Source organism: Francisella adeliensis, assembly GCF_003290445.1.
GTDB lineage: Bacteria > Pseudomonadota > Gammaproteobacteria > Francisellales > Francisellaceae > Francisella > Francisella adeliensis.
In genome coordinates, this window is the sequence record NZ_CP021781.1 from 1,825,153 (window position 1) to 1,841,393 (window position 16,241).

Genomic DNA, 16,241 nt, shown 5'->3' on the forward strand with positions numbered 1-16,241 from the left:
AAGGCATGAAAAAGATCTTCCCTTGGCTCCTAGCCTTCATGTTACTAATCTTGGGAATGATAAGCTATCTTGATAGATCTACCCTTAGCATAGCTAATACCGTAATTGCTGAAACTTTCGACATACCTCCTATGCAAATGGGCATTTTACTATCTGCTTTTATGTGGCCATATGCCATTGCAAACCTTCCTTCTGGTTATCTTGTTGATAAATATGGCATCAATAAAATTATGGCCATAAGTATTACAGGATGGTCTATAGCATGCATTCTTTCTGGGTTTGTAACAGGATTTTACACTATACTTATGACTCGAATCTTACTTGGCATTGCAGAAGCTCCTTTTTTTATAATAGCTACTAAAGTTATCCAAGAGCACTTCAGTCCAAGTAAAAGAGGCTTAGCATCATCTATAGTCTCTTTAGGTCCTAGAATCGCTAGTGTTATTGCTCCAGTTTTTATTGTTCTCTTAATTGCTCTAATAAGCTGGCGCGGAATGTTTATTCTATTAGGTATTATTGGAGCTATCTTGGGTGTCATATGGTACATGATTTCAAATAAATCTTTCAAAAAGATTGAACTACAAAATAGGTCAAGAAAAACCACAAGCTTTGTTAAATGCTTTAAAAATAAAAATGTTATATTGCTTTGTCTTGGCAACTTTGGGTCATCTTATGCTTACTGGGTATTTGTAACATGGCTGCCTTACTATTTCATTCATACTAAGGGGCTTGACCTATCTCAGATGGGATTAGCAGCTTCAGCAACATTTGTACTAGCCTTAGCCTCTGTTATGCTTGGTGGAATTATTTCTGATATGTTTATTTCAGCAAAAACAAATGTGATCAAATCACGCTTAGTACCGATTATATTTGGCTGTGCTGTTGCTGGACTATCGATTATCATACTTCCATTTATTGATAACTTAACAATTTCAATAGTTATAATTAGCATTAGTATCTTTTGCTTAGGCTTGAGAATATCTCCAATATGGGCTCTAGTAGCTGACATTTCATCAAAGGAATCTGTTGGGACTGTTGGAGGCATCCAAAATTTTGCAAACTTTATAGGTGCTGGATTAGCTCCTTTACTGACAGGAATTATTCTTTCATATGACAGCGAAAGCTTTACAATTGTCTTCTTAATAAGCGGAGTAATATGTTTACTTGCTTCTTTCTGTTACTTCTTTATCAAAAACACAGAGTTCATATAAAACTTTTTCTATAACTATCCTCAAAAATTAATACACCTAAATTTAGAAACCTCGACCATAAATCTATTGTTGGCCTAATAATTTTTACACTATTTAGATTCTTACATGTATTGAAATAACAACACCTATAAGCTAATTTTTTATTGAATATAAACACTTGAAAATTGATTTTCTTACGTGAAATAAAGTATGTAAAAGAGACTAGATATATACGTTCATATCAAGAGTTAAAGTATTCATATGCTCACCATTATACATTTTCTGATAAGTATACTCTGGACCGAATAATACATTGTCATCAAAATAAGCACGCTGAGCTGAGAATACAAGCTGATTCTTAATACCTGAATCAGACAAACCAAAGTTTATTGGTGATGATGCAATTGCCATTGGTATCGCAGCAGCATTATAAGTTTCACCATAAGATACACCAAAGTTAGTACCTCGTCCTGCTAATACTGCCGAGTAGTTAAGTGCGGCATACCAAGTGCCTGCTAACACCTCAGAACCAACACCAGAGGCAGCACTTGCACTCACTGATTTACCATCACCATTGAATTTTTCTGCTTTGGTCGTTGTTGTCCAACCACTTTGAACCTGCCAAATACCACCAAAACCTGTATAGGCGACGTTGGCATCGATATTAAATACACCAACATTGTCATTTGCACTATCTGTATTAATTAATGCCTGATTTAAAGAGCTGTTGCCAGCACCCGCCATATTAAATACATAGCCAACATTACCACCGACAGCAACATTTTCAGTCCAACTATCTACATAAAATAGACCTGTCGAGAAGTTAGCTCTTTTATCATCTGAACCAAACACTGTTATATTTGTATTTATTGTATCGTTTTTATAATTAATAGAAACATTTGAAGTTTTACCTGGAGCTAAGAACCCATTAATACCTCCAGTATATGGTCCACCACCACCGAATACGCCTACTGAGAGTTTATTTCGACCTGCTGTTACGAAGAATGGTGAAGTATCTAAATTACCAAACATTACAAAGGCATTACCTAAACCAAATGAGCCTGATTCATCTGTGTCAAAGTCAAACTGTGCTGTTACATAGTGTCCAAGGTTAGATAAGAAATAAAGGTTTGCTCCTGTTAAGTATACATTTTGACCAGTACCATTAAACGCTCCTGCTGCTACAGATTTACCATCTGGCCCTACTTCAGATCTAGATACACCACTGCCAAACCATGCTTGAGCATCTGCATTTATTAACCCCCCGAAGAATACTGAGTAGTCATCAAACTTTTCTCTTTGCCCTAATAATGTCGAAGCAAAAAGGCTGCTTGAAATCATCCCTATTGGGATACTGTTGTTACCAGAGTATGAACCTAGGAAAGTAGTTTCACCTTGAGATGTAATAGCAGGAGCTCCACCGACATCAATCCCGCCTTTTTGGTTAAATATACCGCCCAAAGATTTTTGGTCCAGATTTACAATTGAGCCATCTTGGCCAATATTCGACATAATATCATCTGTTGATTCACCTGTAACCATCATCTGACTTAAATCAGTTCCAGAAGTAGCTCTACTAGCAGGTCCACCTTTTGTGTCATCACCAACTCTTGAGCTATAAGTAGTAAATGCTGAAGAACCTCCTCCACCATTTTCGCCGTTTTGGGCTTTCTCTGTTTTAATCTGTTTTAATTGCCCTTGAAGCTCTTGAACTTGTTTTTGTAATTGCATCAACAATTCTTTTTCATTCATTTGAGCTGTAGGTTTTGCAGGAGTATTTGTTGCTGTAGCTGCGGAAGCTTTGCTAGTATTTGCTTGTGAAGAGCTTAAGTTTTGGTCACCAATACTAGTAGCTCCAAAAGGCCCCCCTTGTGATACCACTTTAGGCGAATCTTCAGCATATGCTGAACCTGTAAATATAACAGCTCCACCCATAACCAAACATGTTTTTTTAAACCTTTTAATCACTGGTATACCCTCTGACAAAACACAAACAATAGAAAATCATTTTTGAGAATAACAAATAAATTGTACTATTTCAATTAATACATCAGCAAGAATTTGTTTTTTTAATATTAATCTTTAAAAGACAAACTGAGATGGCTCTGTTTAGATTGGCATATAAGGTGCGTATGTTGGAGTCCAAGATGACAAACTAATAAGCTTATCAATTTCTTCTTCTAATTCACCCTCTTCTAGGTCTTCTAGATCTATATCAACACCATGTACACCTTCAAGAACTGCTTGCTTAGCTACAGCCTTTGTAATTTCTTTAGAAACAGCTACTAAATCTGTGATCTTAGCTAGCAATGGCTCTGTAATATCTTCACTTATAACCATCGGTGATAATTCACTAAGTCTATAACATGCTGCCCTAATCATACCTTTTGTAAGTACTTTAGCATGCACTGCAACAGAACCAAGTCCTAAACCTGGGAAGATAAATGCGTTATTACCTTGAGATATACGGTACTCTCTACCTTTATACTCAACATCTGGGAATGGGCTGCCTGCAGCAATTAGTGCCTTTCCATCTGTCCATTTAATAATGTCTTCAGGTAAAGCTTCACATAAAGAAGTTGGATTCGATAATGGCATAATAATAGGATAATCATTATGCTTAACCATATCTTTAATAATCTCTTCAGTAAATGTACCTGGTTGGCCTGATGTTCCGATAAGAATATCTGTTTTTGAGTTCTTAACTACATCTGTAAGAGTTATATAGCTAGAATCCTCAACCTTCCAACCTTTCAGTTGCTCACCAGTTTTCACAAAAGGTTTTTGCTCTGGAGTAATTCGTTTTGCTCTTAATTTATCATTTACAAGACCATATCTATCTACAAGATAAATATTCTTATTAGCATCTTCTACACTAATTCCCGCTCTGTCAGCAATTACATCAGCTAACTGCCTTGCAATACCACAGCCAGCACTACCAGCACCACAAATTACGATGTTTATATCACAGATAGAGCCTAAAGCTTCTTCTGTAGTGATTTCACCTGAGTTTATTTTAAGAGTACTAATTGTCTTAACTGCAGCTATACAGTTCGCAGCTGCCACAATCCCTGTGCCTTCAATATCATCATTAAAAGTACAAAGCCTTTCTTTATATTTCTCAAGAATACGAGTAGCATTATCACGACCAATATCTTCCCAGTGCAAAAACACATTTGGGAATCTATTTTTAGCTTGAACTACAAACTCTTCTATAAACTCATCATAAGTTTCACCTGAGACTCTTGGTAAACGAACACCCAAATACCCTGGAGCATTTAGTAAAGCATCATTATTTGTACCCATGTCAAGCTGAATCGGTAATACCCTAGCTGGGTCAATACCACTTGCAGCAACATATACCATAATCTTACCGATACTGATATTCATTCCACCTATACCTTGATCTCCTATCCCAAGTACAGCTTCACCATCTGTTACAAGAATAAGGTCTATGCTGTTATAATCGTATCTTTCGAGAATTTGACCAATATATCTTTTATGGTTTATAGATATAAATAAACCGTTTTGTTTCCTAAATTGACTACTATATTTTTGAACCGCTTCACCAACTGTTGGCGTATAAATAATCGGCATAATTTCTTCTAAATTTTCACGCACGAAGTAGTAAAAAAGCGTCGTATTCAAATCATGTAGTCTGTTTAAAAACACATACTTTTCAAGTGACGAATTTTTAAGATTCATTTGCCTTCTAACACGAGTCGCCTGCTCATCTAGGTTTTCAACTTTCTCAGGTAGATACCCCATAAGATTAAAAGCAAGCCTTTCTTCTTGTGAAAATGCTACATCTTTGTTTAAAACTCGGTTATTAAGAAGTTGCCTACCTGTAAGGTTCGTTTCAATAGCGAAAACCTTACCCTTTTGATTGCGCAGTTTTCTGATTCTTTTAGTTCTTTTTGCTGGTTGCATGATTAATTACTTAGGTTAAATTTTAGTATAATAAAACATCTAACTAACAAGTATGTAACAGTGGTTGCTTTTTTTCAACAAAAAATGAATACTATAGCCAATAATTTCTCATTTAAAAATAGATATCAGCCTTTTTTGCTATGAAAATAACTACACATTTTAAAAAAATGAATAATACAGTTCCAGCAGCAATAGCTATAGGCTCTTTTGATGGCGTACATTTAGGTCACCAAAGCATTATCAAAAAACTTAAAAGTATTGCCGCAAAAAACAATCTCAAACCTTTCATTTTATTTTTTGAGCCTCTTCCCAAGGAATTTTTTATGGGAAATAAATCGCCATCAAGAATTAATAATTTTCGCAATAAGATTTTAAACATCAAAAAAGCTGGAATTGACAATGTCATTTGCCAAAAATTTAATCAAAAATTCGCAAATATCGAAGCAGAAGATTTCATCAACTTTTTAATACAAAAACTTAATGTAAAGCACATCATTATAGGTGATGATTTTAAATTTGGTAAAAATCGCAAAGGTGATTTTAAACTATTAGAAACTCTTTCAAAAGAAAAAGACTTTACTGTAGATAAAATCTCGACCTTAAATTTAGATAATCACCGTATAAGCAGCACAGATATTCGTAAATCTTTTGAAAACCATGATTTAAGAAAAATACATGAACTTTTGGGTGAAAACTATAAAATTAATGGTCGTGTGATTCATGGCCAACAAAATGGTAGAAAGATTGGTTTTCACACAGCAAACTTAAAACTTCCAAAAAACTCAGTCTTAAAAGGAGTATTTCTAACAAAAACTTTTATTGATAAGGCTTACTACTATGGTGTAACTAACGCTGGAACTCGCCCAACAGTAGATGGCAAAAATAATCTACTTGAAACACATCTTTTCGACTTTGATCAAGATATTTATAAAAAATATATTACTGTAGAAATTATTGGCTTCATCAGAGCAGAAAGAAAATTTGCTAACTTTGATGAGCTAAAAGACCAAATAGCCAGCGATGTTCAAACTGCAAAAGCCATGATTGCAAAACTATAATTTATCAGTTGGTAAAAATATTTTTCAAACAGATATATACCTTAATTTTCACAATTAAATACCTATAAAATCATTTTGTACACAAAGAAGTATTAACATAATTATCAATGTGCTTTATAATCTGCACTAAGTAATTTATTTTCTAAAAATTTAACCGATTCAAAAATCTGAAGGAAATTCCCATGAGTGACTACAAAAGTACGCTAAATCTCCCAAAAACTAGCTTTTCAATGAAGGGCAACTTAGCAAATAAAGAACCCATGATTCTAAACAAATGGGAAAAAAGTGGAATTTATAAGAAAATGCGTGAGCATTTTGCTGGGCGTGATAAGTTTATTCTTCACGACGGCCCTCCTTATGCAAATGGTAATATCCATGTTGGCCACGCTGTCAACAAGATTCTAAAAGACATAATAATCAAATCTAAAGCTCTAAGTGGTTTTGATACGCCATATATCCCAACTTGGGACTGTCACGGCCTACCAATTGAATTACAAGTTGAGAAAAAACATGGTAAAGCTGGACAAAAAATATCTGAAGATGCTTTTAGAAAAGAGTGTCGTAAATACGCTAAAAAACAAGTCGAACTTCAAAAGAAAGACTTCAAAAGACTTGGCGTATTAAGCGATTGGGATAATGCTTGCCTTACAATGAATTTTGACTATGAAGCTAATATGATTAGAACTCTAGCAAAAATTGTTGAGAATGGTCATCTAAATAAAGGTTTTAAACCGGTACATTGGTGTACTGCTTGTGGTTCAGCTTTAGCTGAGGCTGAGGTTGAGTATGCAGATAAAGTATCTCCGGCTATAGATGTTAAGTTTAAAATCAAAGACCATGATAAACTAGCTAAAGCATTTGGTTTTGATTCATTAAATCATGAAGCTTTTGCAATTATATGGACTACTACTCCTTGGACACTTCCAGCTAACCAAGCTATTGCTGTACACAATGAGCTAAACTATAGCCTAGTAAAACTAGAAAATAACTACATAATCCTGGCTGAAAACCTAGTTGAAGCCACTCTAAAAAGGTACGCGATTGAAGATGCTAGTGTAATTGCTACTACAAATGGTGACAAGCTAGTAGGTATAATAGCTGAGCACCCTTTCTATAGTAGACATGTCCCTATACTTCATGGTGACCATGTAACAGCTGACTCTGGTACTGGTATGGTACATACTGCCCCAACTCATGGTGTCGAGGATTTCACACTTGGTAAAGAACACGATTTATCAATGGAAACTTTTGTTAAGGGTAATGGTTGTTACTCTGATAACACTCCTCTTTTTGCTGGTGAGTTCATCTTTAAAGCAAACGATATGATCGTTGAGCTTTTAGGCGAGAAAAAACGCCTAATGAATTTTGACAAACTAAAACACAGCTACCCACACTGTTGGCGTCACAAAACTCCACTAATGTTCCGAGCTACACCTCAATGGTTTATTAGCATGGAAAAAGAGCATTTACGCGACAATGCTTTAAAAGCAGTGAAAGACACAAAATGGATTCCTGCTTGGGGCGAAACCCGTATTGAAGGTATGCTTAAAGATAGGCCAGACTGGTGTATTTCTCGCCAAAGAACTTGGGGAGTGCCTCTACCGCTATTTATTAATAGAGATACAGAAGAGTTGCATCCAGATACTACAGCTATACTTGAAAAAGTAGCTCAAAAGATAGAAAAAGGTGGCGTAGAAGCTTGGTTTAACGCTGATGATAGCGAGTTTGTAGAAGACACAGATAAATACAAATCAGTAACGGATACTTTAGATGTCTGGTTTGACTCTGGTTCATCTAACATGTGCCTACTCGATAAAGATACAAATCTTAGCTATCCTGCAGACCTATACTTAGAAGGTTCTGATCAGCATCGTGGCTGGTTCCAAACCTCACTTTTAGTAGGTTTATCGGCTAAAAACCAGAAGCCTTTCAAAGAAGTTTTAACTCATGGTTTCGTTGTTGATGAAAATGGCCGAAAAATGTCTAAATCTCTTGGGAATGTAACATCTCCACAAGATATTTATAATACCTTGGGTGCAGATATATTACGCCTATGGACTGCATCAGCGGATTATAGAAGTGAAATGGCTGTATCTGATGAAATTTTAAAGCGTACTGCGGATACCTATAGAAGATTGCGTAATACTGCAAGATTTTTACTATCTAACCTAAATGGTTTTAATCCTGATACAGATATTATCGAGTTTGATAAGCTTGTAAAACTTGATCAATGGGCTGTTGCAAAAACTAAAGAGTTCCAAGACAAGATTATTGAAGCCTATAACGGCTATCAAACTCATACTGTCGCACAGTTGATACATCACTTCTGCTCTGTAGAAATGGGTAGCTTCTATCTTGATGTAATCAAAGACAGACAGTACACAGCAAAAGCTGACGGTCAACCTCGCAAGTCTGCTCAAACAGCTATTTATCATATTGTACAAGCATTAGTTAGATGGATAGCTCCAATACTTTCATACACTGCTGATGAGATTTGGGAAGCTACACCAAAAACTACAGACTTACCGATTCAATTATGCGAATGGTACGATGGTTTAAATACTTTCTCGACTAATGATGAATTAGGCATAGAGTTCTGGGCGAAAACACAAAACATCCGTTCAGAAGTAAATAGAGTCTTAGAACTAAAAAGAAACGAAGACCTTATCAAAGCATCTCTTGAAGCCAAAATCACTCTTTTTGTAGATTCGACAAATATGGCGTTATTAAACAAATTACAAAATGAACTTAGATTCTTGCTTATATCTTCACAAGCCGAACTTAAGTCGATAGATGATAAAACATCTTCAGCAGTTGAGTCAACTATACCTGGATTATATATCGATATAGAAAAACTAGAAGAAACTAAGTGTGAAAGATGCTGGCATCGTAGTGCTAGTGTTGGTGAAAATTCTGAGCATCCAGATATTTGTTCACGTTGCGTGGAAAATATAACGACTGAATCAGGAGAGTCTCGTGAATTCGCTTAAACCAAAGCTTAAGTATTTTATCGTAGCTATAGTTATTATAGCTGTTGACTTATGCTCTAAGCACTATGCAAACACACATCTAAACTTTGCTCAGCCTTATAAGATAACTAGTTTCTTTAATCTGACACTTTTATATAACCATGGAGCTGCATTTAGCTTTTTAAGTAATGACCAAACCTCTTGGCAGCTTATTATGTTTGCTTGCATCTCAATGATCGCAGCTATAATTTTGATTTACCTTATCATCAAACAACCAATAACTGCCAAATTAAACCTTTTTTCTTTTGCAATGATATTAGGCGGAGCTTTGGGTAATTTCTATGACAGAGCTTTTAGAGGTTTTGTGATTGATTTTCTAGATTTTCATATAGATAGTTATCATTGGCCTGCTTTTAATATTGCAGATTCAGCTATAACTTGCGGTGTAATACTTCTAATACTAAGCTCTTTCTTTACGAAGAAGCCTTAATATCTGATTTGTCTGATTTGTCTGATTTGTCTGATTTGTCTGATTTGTCTGATTTGTCTGATTTGTCTGATTTGTCTGATTTGTCTGATTTGTCTGATTTGTTAATATTTTCACCCGTCTTTTTAGGTTCTTCTAAACTTTTTTTATAATCTTCATAAAGCTTATGGGCTAAAAACTTATTATTTCCGTAAACAAAGTTATAAACAGTTTGTTTTAATCTACTATTTTGTTCCATCTCAATGCCAATATATTTCATATTAGGCATAGGTTTGTTTACTTCTGCAATTATAGTAGCAACATTATGTAATTTATCATTTACAACTATTTTATATCCTTCTTTATCTAAAAATTTAACTAAATCATTATACCTCTCATCAAAATTCACTCCATCGAAATCCATAGTTTTATCTGGCTTATTAGCAGTTAAAAATCTCATTCCTTCGATAGTATTTGTATCTTTACTAAATGACTCTTCCTTAATATTTTCATCTCTAGAAAGTCGATGATAATGATCTATGTTATCTTGAATTGCTTCATCAATATTACAAGATGCTAACAATACTATTAAAGAGCTCAAAGCTAATATTTTTTTCATTCAAGTACCCATAAATCAATAATTACACGATAATTATAACAAATATAACCTAGTAAAATCATTAATTTTATAGTTTGAAATACTACTATTTACTAGTTAAAAACAGTAAAATCTCTCTATAAAAATTTAACATAAATATATTCATGGTAAAGACCGCAAGTAGTAAGCGTTGGGTGCAAGAGCATGATTCTGACCACTTTGTCGCAGAAGCTAAAAAACTAGGTTATAGATCGCGTGCAAGCTTTAAAATCATAGAGATTCAAGAAAAATATAAACTCATAAAACCAAATATGTTTGTGGTAGATTTAGGTGCTGCACCTGGAGGTTGGTCTGAACATATTGTAAAATATATAGGGCAAAATGGTAAGCTGATAGCTCTTGATTTGCTCGATATGCCTCCGATTGCAGGAGTTGATTTTATACAAGGTGACTTCTCTAGTGATGATACATTTGAACAATTAAACTCTCTTGTTGAAGGAAAAAAGATAGACTCAATAGTTAGTGATATGGCTCCAAATATGAGTGGTAATAAAACATCTGATCAAGCTAAATCGATACATCTGCTAGAGCTAGCATTAGACTTTGCTAAAGATAACCTTGTCAGTAATGGTAGCTTTGTTGTTAAGCTTTTCCAAGGACAAGGTAGTGATGAATATATCAAGCAAGTTAAAGAATGCTTCAATAAGGTTACACAGTTCAAGCCAAAATCATCTCGACCTAGATCAAGAGAAATTTATGTAGTAGCTCAAGGGTTTAAAGGTTAAGGCCTAAGTACATTGCTAGCCTAACTTTCGCTCCTTAGCATGTGTTTTACCATAGTCTCCTAACATAGCTTTAACCTTTGGAAGTATTAATACAACTGGTAATGCTAAGATTATCGTTATAATAAAAAACATCGTATACCCGACTGAGCTTTCAATAGCTCCGCTTATCATTACTGGTATCATTCTACCCAGAAGAAGTACTCCTGATATAAAGGCATAATGAGCCGTTTTATGTGAACTATCTTTCACCATGAAATAACAAAAAAGCATAGCTGCAGTAAGCCCTAAACTAAAACTAAATTGCTCAACAAAAACACATAAAATAACTACGATATGATCATTTACCTGAAAATATGCTAGAAGAACATAGAGAATATGCGGTAAATTGACTAATACAAACATTGTATATATAGTACTACCAAAACCTTTACGATAAATATAGTACCCACCCACAAAGCCACCAAGTATAATAGCTACAGGAGATATAGTTCCATAGGCAAAACCCGTAAATGTATTGCCTAAATTTAGTCCCCCATTTTGATGAGTGTCAATCATAAATAATGGTAGTATTGCCCCGATCATGCTTTCTGAAAACTTGAACAAAAAAATAAATGCTAAACCAATCCATAAGTTTTTAATTAAAAAAAATGTCTTATAAACATCAATAAAATTTCTAAGAGTTTCTTTAGTATTTTTCTTTTCTGAAACTGGTTGCTCCGGTAAGATTTTTCGATGATAAATACCCATGATGATACATACACAGCCTACTAGAACCAAACAAATACTCCAGCTAACAACATAATCATTATTTATGCTATAGAGAACCCCACAAAGCATTAATATAAGCCCTGTAGCAAAAACTTTGCCAATATTATAGGCTGCCGACTGCATCCCTATAAAATACGATTGCTGCTCTGGAGAGAGATTTTGAATATAAAAACCATCTGTAGCAATATCATGACTAGATGACATAAATGCTATAAACCAACCTGCAGTCAAGCTGAATAATAAAAAATGTTGTGTTTTTAAAGACAATGACATGATTATAAATGCAAGACCCACAAAAATTTGCATAGCATATATCCACCATCTTGTAGTGCGTATAGAGTCAATCAATGATGCCCAAAGTGGTTTAATGACCCAAGGCAAAACCATTGACCCCGTATAAAGAGTAATTTCAAGATTAGAAACTCCGAGGTTTTTGTACATTATCGCTAACACAAGCATAATCATGCTTGCAGGTAAGCCTTCCATAAAAAATGTAGTTGGCACCCATAACCAAGGGGTTTTAGTATTTAAAGTTTTTTTCATTTTGATAGTTAAAAAATATAACGCCTACACCAAATATAATCATTTTTATAGTTTATTGGAAATATAATCTTAGCTAGTTTGTAAGTTTAAGTAATAAATGTATAAAATATACTATAAACACTTACCAACAATTCAAACCTATGTCTCATTTTGATATGCTAGTTAAACTCTATGATTTAGAACTTAATCTTGAATGTATTTCGCAACAAGCCAAGAAAAATATTATAATCAGAAAAGCATTAGCTCCTGAAAAAAGTGTTGTCCTTAACTGGATAAAAAGAGAGTTTGCTCAAGCTTGGGCAGATGAGGCAGATATAGCTTTTTCAAATAATCCATGCTCTATCTTTATTGCGATAAAAGATGAAAAAATTATAGGCTTTGCTTGCTACGATAGCACTATGTTAAATTTCTTTGGCCCTACAGGAGTTAGTCAATCTGCCCGTGGCCTTGGTACTGGCAAAGCTTTATTGCAGGCTTGCATGATGGATATGAAGCTTAAAGGCTATGCTTATGCGATAATTGGAGCAGTTGGTCCAGCTGAGTTTTATGAAAAAACCGTAGGCGCCATAAAAATTGAAAATTCTTGGCCTGGTGCTTATGCTAATTTACTTAAAAATCAAACCTTAGTAGATTGAATATCTAAACCATGCTTTTTATAAAATACATACTTTTTACGCGAAACATCTAAAGCCTTAGTATCTTGATAAACTACTTCTGTTAGCTTACCGACTTTTACTTTATCCTTATCTATCCCTATATCCATGATATTTATAAGCTCATCAAAATTGTTTACTATAAACACATTGTCCGTAATAAGTATAGGGATACCCTTGAAAACATTATATTCCTTAGCATTTAATGCACAAAAATGTGGGATAAAACTTTCTTGTCCAGCTTGCCATAAAATAGCATCTAACTCTTTTGCAACACCGCTTGGAGCTAAAATTGCTAACCTTTTGTTAGTAATATAATTATCCGATACCTGCGTGCAAATATAGTTCAAAACATCCACTAAACTATTTGTTTGCAAAACTTTAAATTCTACTTCCATAACTCCTCTTTAAAATCTTAATAAACTAAAGCTTTTACTTAAAATAAGTATACAAGCTATAAACATTAAGACTCATCATATTTAAATGCTAGCTTTAACTTTGTAATAAAATCGCTACCTAAAACAAAAAAGCTTCCGATAAAAATAATATCACCACTAAATAAAATTAGCATCATATTTACTTCACCAACCTGTCTAGCTTTATCAAACAATAATATAAGCTCCATTGAAATGGTTGGATAAACTAAACTACTAAAAAACATTATCATTCCGATAATATATCTCTTATAACTAATCGGTTTTTGCTGGCTAAAAGCATTCTTAAACACTTTTTTTATAGTATCTTTAATAGCCGTAACTATGGTTTTACCTAGTAACATCACAGATATTACAAATATAACTTCCGCACTTATCAGCAAAATTGATGAAACAGCTAAATATGTCGCTGTTGCTAAACTTACAAATGGCAAAATCGCAAAAACTATTATATAAGGTACAAATGAAATGACAAATAATGATATGCCCAGGTAATATTTGAGATTTTTATCCATTATTACTCAGACTCTTTATTGAAACTTTTATTGCAGTATCAATAGCTGTTGTCATATCAACTATACTCATACTAGGTTCATTATCTTTTGATACAGCTTGTTGAGTACTATAAGGTACATGGATAAAACCACCTATCTTATTTGGGTATTTATTTGCTAGTTGATTTAATAACTCATACATAATATGATTACAAACATAAGTACCAGCTGAATTTGAAATAATCACTGGGATTCCCTTTGCGTTTATAGCTTTTTTTATTTTATATATAGGTAACTTACTAAAGTAAGCATTTTCTCCTTTCTTAGATATGACTTTATTTACGGGCTTTGCTCCATCATTATCTGGGATTCTTGCATCGTCAACATTTATAGCCACTCGCTCAAGAGATATGCTTGATCTACCCCCAGCTTGACCAACATTCAAAATGATAGAAGGATTGTACTTATTGATGTATTTATCCAAAGCCTTAGTCGATTGCTTAAAACTTACAGGTAGTTCTTTTTTAATGATTTTGTAACTATCTATATTATCTGGCAACTTGGTGACAGCTTGATACGATGGGTTAACGCCCTCTCCATCAAAAGCTTCAAAACCAGTGACTAAAACAACTTTTTCAGAGGGCTTTATATCACTAGTATCAGATTTAGAGTTTTTAGCTTGAGCTAAAAAAACTGACAAAATTATCGTAATTGCTGTTACAAAGAGTTTCATATTTTTTTATTCGTAAAGTCCTTTAATCTTTTTATTATCTGTTTTTTTATTAGATTTTGCTACCTTTTTAATTTCTTCTAATAGCTCTGCATACTGATTAAACTCTTTATCTGCATATATTGAAGCATTCAAACCTATTATCAGCGCTTTAAATTCAGGCATTAGTTCAGCAACCTCAAGTAATGAGAATATTTCTTTATCATATTTCTCACTTGCCCAACCTATAAGTGATTGTTGTAATGCAACTTTATCTTTTTTACCACAAGCTTTCTTAACTTCTTTAAAGCTCGATTGGTTTACTGTATTTAAGTTCGAGGTGCTATCATTATTATTTTTTTGTTTAGGTTTAGATAACTTACATTTTAAAAGTAATAGTAGTGTAATAACCCATAAAACCATAAATAATATAGCAATATTTCGCCAATAATAATCAACCACAGTCTTCTCTACGATTTGAGCTTTTTGTGGTGATAAGCTTGAGAAATCCGTATTTACTAGACTACCCTTTTTAACATCAAAATCTTTTACTGGAATGCTAGCAATCTTTGATCTATGAGTGTCTATATCAAACCATTTAAGCTCCAACTTTGGCACTTTTGACTTACCTTCTGTAGTTGGCATATAACCAACCGTATATGTTGCTGTACCAGTAAGTTTGCCACTCTTCTCAATATCATCTAACTTTGGTTTTTCTGAATAAACATTAAAATCATCATTTGAGCTAAAATCTAATTTTGGAATATCTGTACTTAATACTCCTTGTGCTTTAATAGTTACTGTTCTTGTTAGTAAGTTACCTACCTTAACATTTTTATCATCTGACCAGTTATCTTTCATAGTTACTTCAGATGATGGAAACCAATCTTTTATACGAATATCTTTTGGTATGGGTTTAACATAAAGCGTATGTGATTTGGTTGGAATGCTTTCTTTTTTTACCCCAAGCTGTCCAAAACCTTTAGATAAAGTTGCCTCAAGAATCATCGGAGGCACGTATAACTTACCTGTCACATGAGGAATTATCAGAAAACTCTGTTCGGCTACCTCATAAAGCTTACCATTTATTCTTTTCTCATAAGATATTTGGTGACTTGTCGGCTTCATCTCAGCATTTCTTATTTTAAATGCTTTTGGCTGTATACCAAGCATCGGTGTTGAATAGTATAATTTTAGAGTATAAAGAACTGGTACATTTACATAACTTTTTGTTCTAGCTATTGTACTAATAGCAAATATATCTTGATATTCACTTTGCTCATCACTGGTTAATGCTTTATCAACCTTGATATTAATCGGGTTTGTATATTGGTTACCTACTCTAATAGCAGGAATAGTAAGCTTACCGGCTTTATCTGGCATAATAGTAACAATCATATCGTATATTGCTGTCGTTTTACCATTTACCGTGGAAACCTTGCTGTTTGTACTAGTGTTATATACCGTAAAATCTTTATCTAAAACATCTAATTGTGGCTGAGTATTAAAGTTTTCAAGATGTAAAGTCAACTCTATAGTCTCACCATTTTCTATATCTGTTCTATCTATTGATGCTGAAACCTTAGCAAAACTCACACTCACACTCAAAAGCACTAATGCTAATAAAACACTAATTTTTTTCAT

At 33.8% G+C, this 16,241-nt stretch carries 14 protein-coding genes; 6 read left to right on the forward strand and 8 right to left on the reverse strand.

The annotated features are described in order from the left end of the window. Nucleotides 1-5: 5 nt before the first annotated feature. On the forward strand, nucleotides 6-1,211 hold the full coding sequence (locus CDH04_RS08710; RefSeq protein WP_112870644.1) for an MFS transporter: 1,206 nt from the start codon (nucleotides 6-8) through the stop codon (nucleotides 1,209-1,211). 201 nt (nucleotides 1,212-1,412) lie between these two features. On the opposite strand, the gene CDH04_RS08715 is transcribed toward CDH04_RS08710, so the two are convergent. Together CDH04_RS08715 and CDH04_RS08720 are read right to left on the reverse strand one after the other, a co-directional pair. Continuing rightward, entirely contained in the window at nucleotides 1,413-3,158 is a 1,746-nt protein-coding gene (locus CDH04_RS08715; protein WP_112870645.1) for a DUF3573 domain-containing protein, read from the reverse strand. A 141-nt stretch (nucleotides 3,159-3,299) separates the two neighbouring features. Further along, the gene (locus CDH04_RS08720; RefSeq protein ID WP_112870646.1) at nucleotides 3,300-5,120 is read right to left on the reverse strand and encodes an NAD-dependent malic enzyme; all 1,821 of its coding nucleotides are present in this window, start codon (nucleotides 5,118-5,120) and stop codon (nucleotides 3,300-3,302) included. A 140-nt stretch (nucleotides 5,121-5,260) separates the two neighbouring features. Between CDH04_RS08720 and ribF the strand changes: the two genes are divergently transcribed. From ribF to lspA, 3 genes are all read left to right on the forward strand, one after another. Further along, nucleotides 5,261-6,178 (forward strand): bifunctional riboflavin kinase/FAD synthetase, encoded by a 918-nt coding sequence (gene ribF / locus CDH04_RS08725; RefSeq protein ID WP_112870647.1) that lies wholly within the window; start codon nucleotides 5,261-5,263, stop codon nucleotides 6,176-6,178. A 182-nt stretch (nucleotides 6,179-6,360) separates the two neighbouring features. Next, entirely contained in the window at nucleotides 6,361-9,168 is a 2,808-nt protein-coding gene (gene ileS, locus CDH04_RS08730) for an isoleucine--tRNA ligase (protein WP_112870648.1), read from the forward strand. Then, the gene (gene lspA, locus CDH04_RS08735; protein ID WP_112870649.1) at nucleotides 9,155-9,637 is read left to right on the forward strand and encodes a signal peptidase II; all 483 of its coding nucleotides are present in this window, start codon (nucleotides 9,155-9,157) and stop codon (nucleotides 9,635-9,637) included. Before ileS ends, lspA begins: the two co-directional genes overlap by 14 nt. Here the strand turns inward: lspA and CDH04_RS08740 are convergent. Continuing rightward, nucleotides 9,621-10,232, reverse strand: a complete 612-nt coding sequence (locus tag CDH04_RS08740) for a hypothetical protein (RefSeq protein ID WP_234393453.1) — start codon at nucleotides 10,230-10,232, stop codon at nucleotides 9,621-9,623. The two genes, lspA and CDH04_RS08740, sit on opposite strands and share 17 nt — an antisense overlap. A gap of 143 nt (nucleotides 10,233-10,375) precedes the next feature. On the opposite strand from CDH04_RS08740, the gene rlmE reads away from it, so the two are divergent. Next, nucleotides 10,376-10,996, forward strand: coding sequence for a 23S rRNA (uridine(2552)-2'-O)-methyltransferase RlmE (rlmE, locus tag CDH04_RS08745; RefSeq protein ID WP_112870650.1), 621 nt, complete (start codon nucleotides 10,376-10,378; stop codon nucleotides 10,994-10,996). Between the two features lie 15 nt (nucleotides 10,997-11,011). On the opposite strand, the gene CDH04_RS08750 is transcribed toward rlmE, so the two are convergent. Next, nucleotides 11,012-12,307 (reverse strand): MFS transporter, encoded by a 1,296-nt coding sequence (locus CDH04_RS08750; RefSeq protein WP_112870651.1) that lies wholly within the window; start codon nucleotides 12,305-12,307, stop codon nucleotides 11,012-11,014. Nucleotides 12,308-12,447: 140 nt separating this feature from the next. On the opposite strand from CDH04_RS08750, the gene CDH04_RS08755 reads away from it, so the two are divergent. Continuing rightward, the gene (locus tag CDH04_RS08755) at nucleotides 12,448-12,942 is read left to right on the forward strand and encodes a GNAT family N-acetyltransferase (protein WP_112870652.1); all 495 of its coding nucleotides are present in this window, start codon (nucleotides 12,448-12,450) and stop codon (nucleotides 12,940-12,942) included. Here the strand turns inward: CDH04_RS08755 and CDH04_RS08760 are convergent. The 4 genes from CDH04_RS08760 to CDH04_RS08775 form a co-directional block, all read right to left on the reverse strand. Beyond that, nucleotides 12,924-13,358, reverse strand: coding sequence for a DNA polymerase III subunit chi (locus tag CDH04_RS08760; protein ID WP_112870653.1), 435 nt, complete (start codon nucleotides 13,356-13,358; stop codon nucleotides 12,924-12,926). The two genes, CDH04_RS08755 and CDH04_RS08760, sit on opposite strands and share 19 nt — an antisense overlap. A gap of 65 nt (nucleotides 13,359-13,423) precedes the next feature. Beyond that, entirely contained in the window at nucleotides 13,424-13,909 is a 486-nt protein-coding gene (locus tag CDH04_RS08765; protein ID WP_112870654.1) for a transporter suffix domain-containing protein, read from the reverse strand. Further along, complete coding sequence (pcp, locus tag CDH04_RS08770; protein ID WP_112870655.1) at nucleotides 13,902-14,621, reverse strand: pyroglutamyl-peptidase I; 720 nt, start codon at nucleotides 14,619-14,621, stop codon at nucleotides 13,902-13,904. The genes CDH04_RS08765 and pcp overlap by 8 nt, the downstream gene beginning before the upstream one ends. A gap of 6 nt (nucleotides 14,622-14,627) precedes the next feature. Beyond that, on the reverse strand, nucleotides 14,628-16,241 hold the full coding sequence (locus CDH04_RS08775) for a BatD family protein (RefSeq protein WP_112870939.1): 1,614 nt from the start codon (nucleotides 16,239-16,241) through the stop codon (nucleotides 14,628-14,630).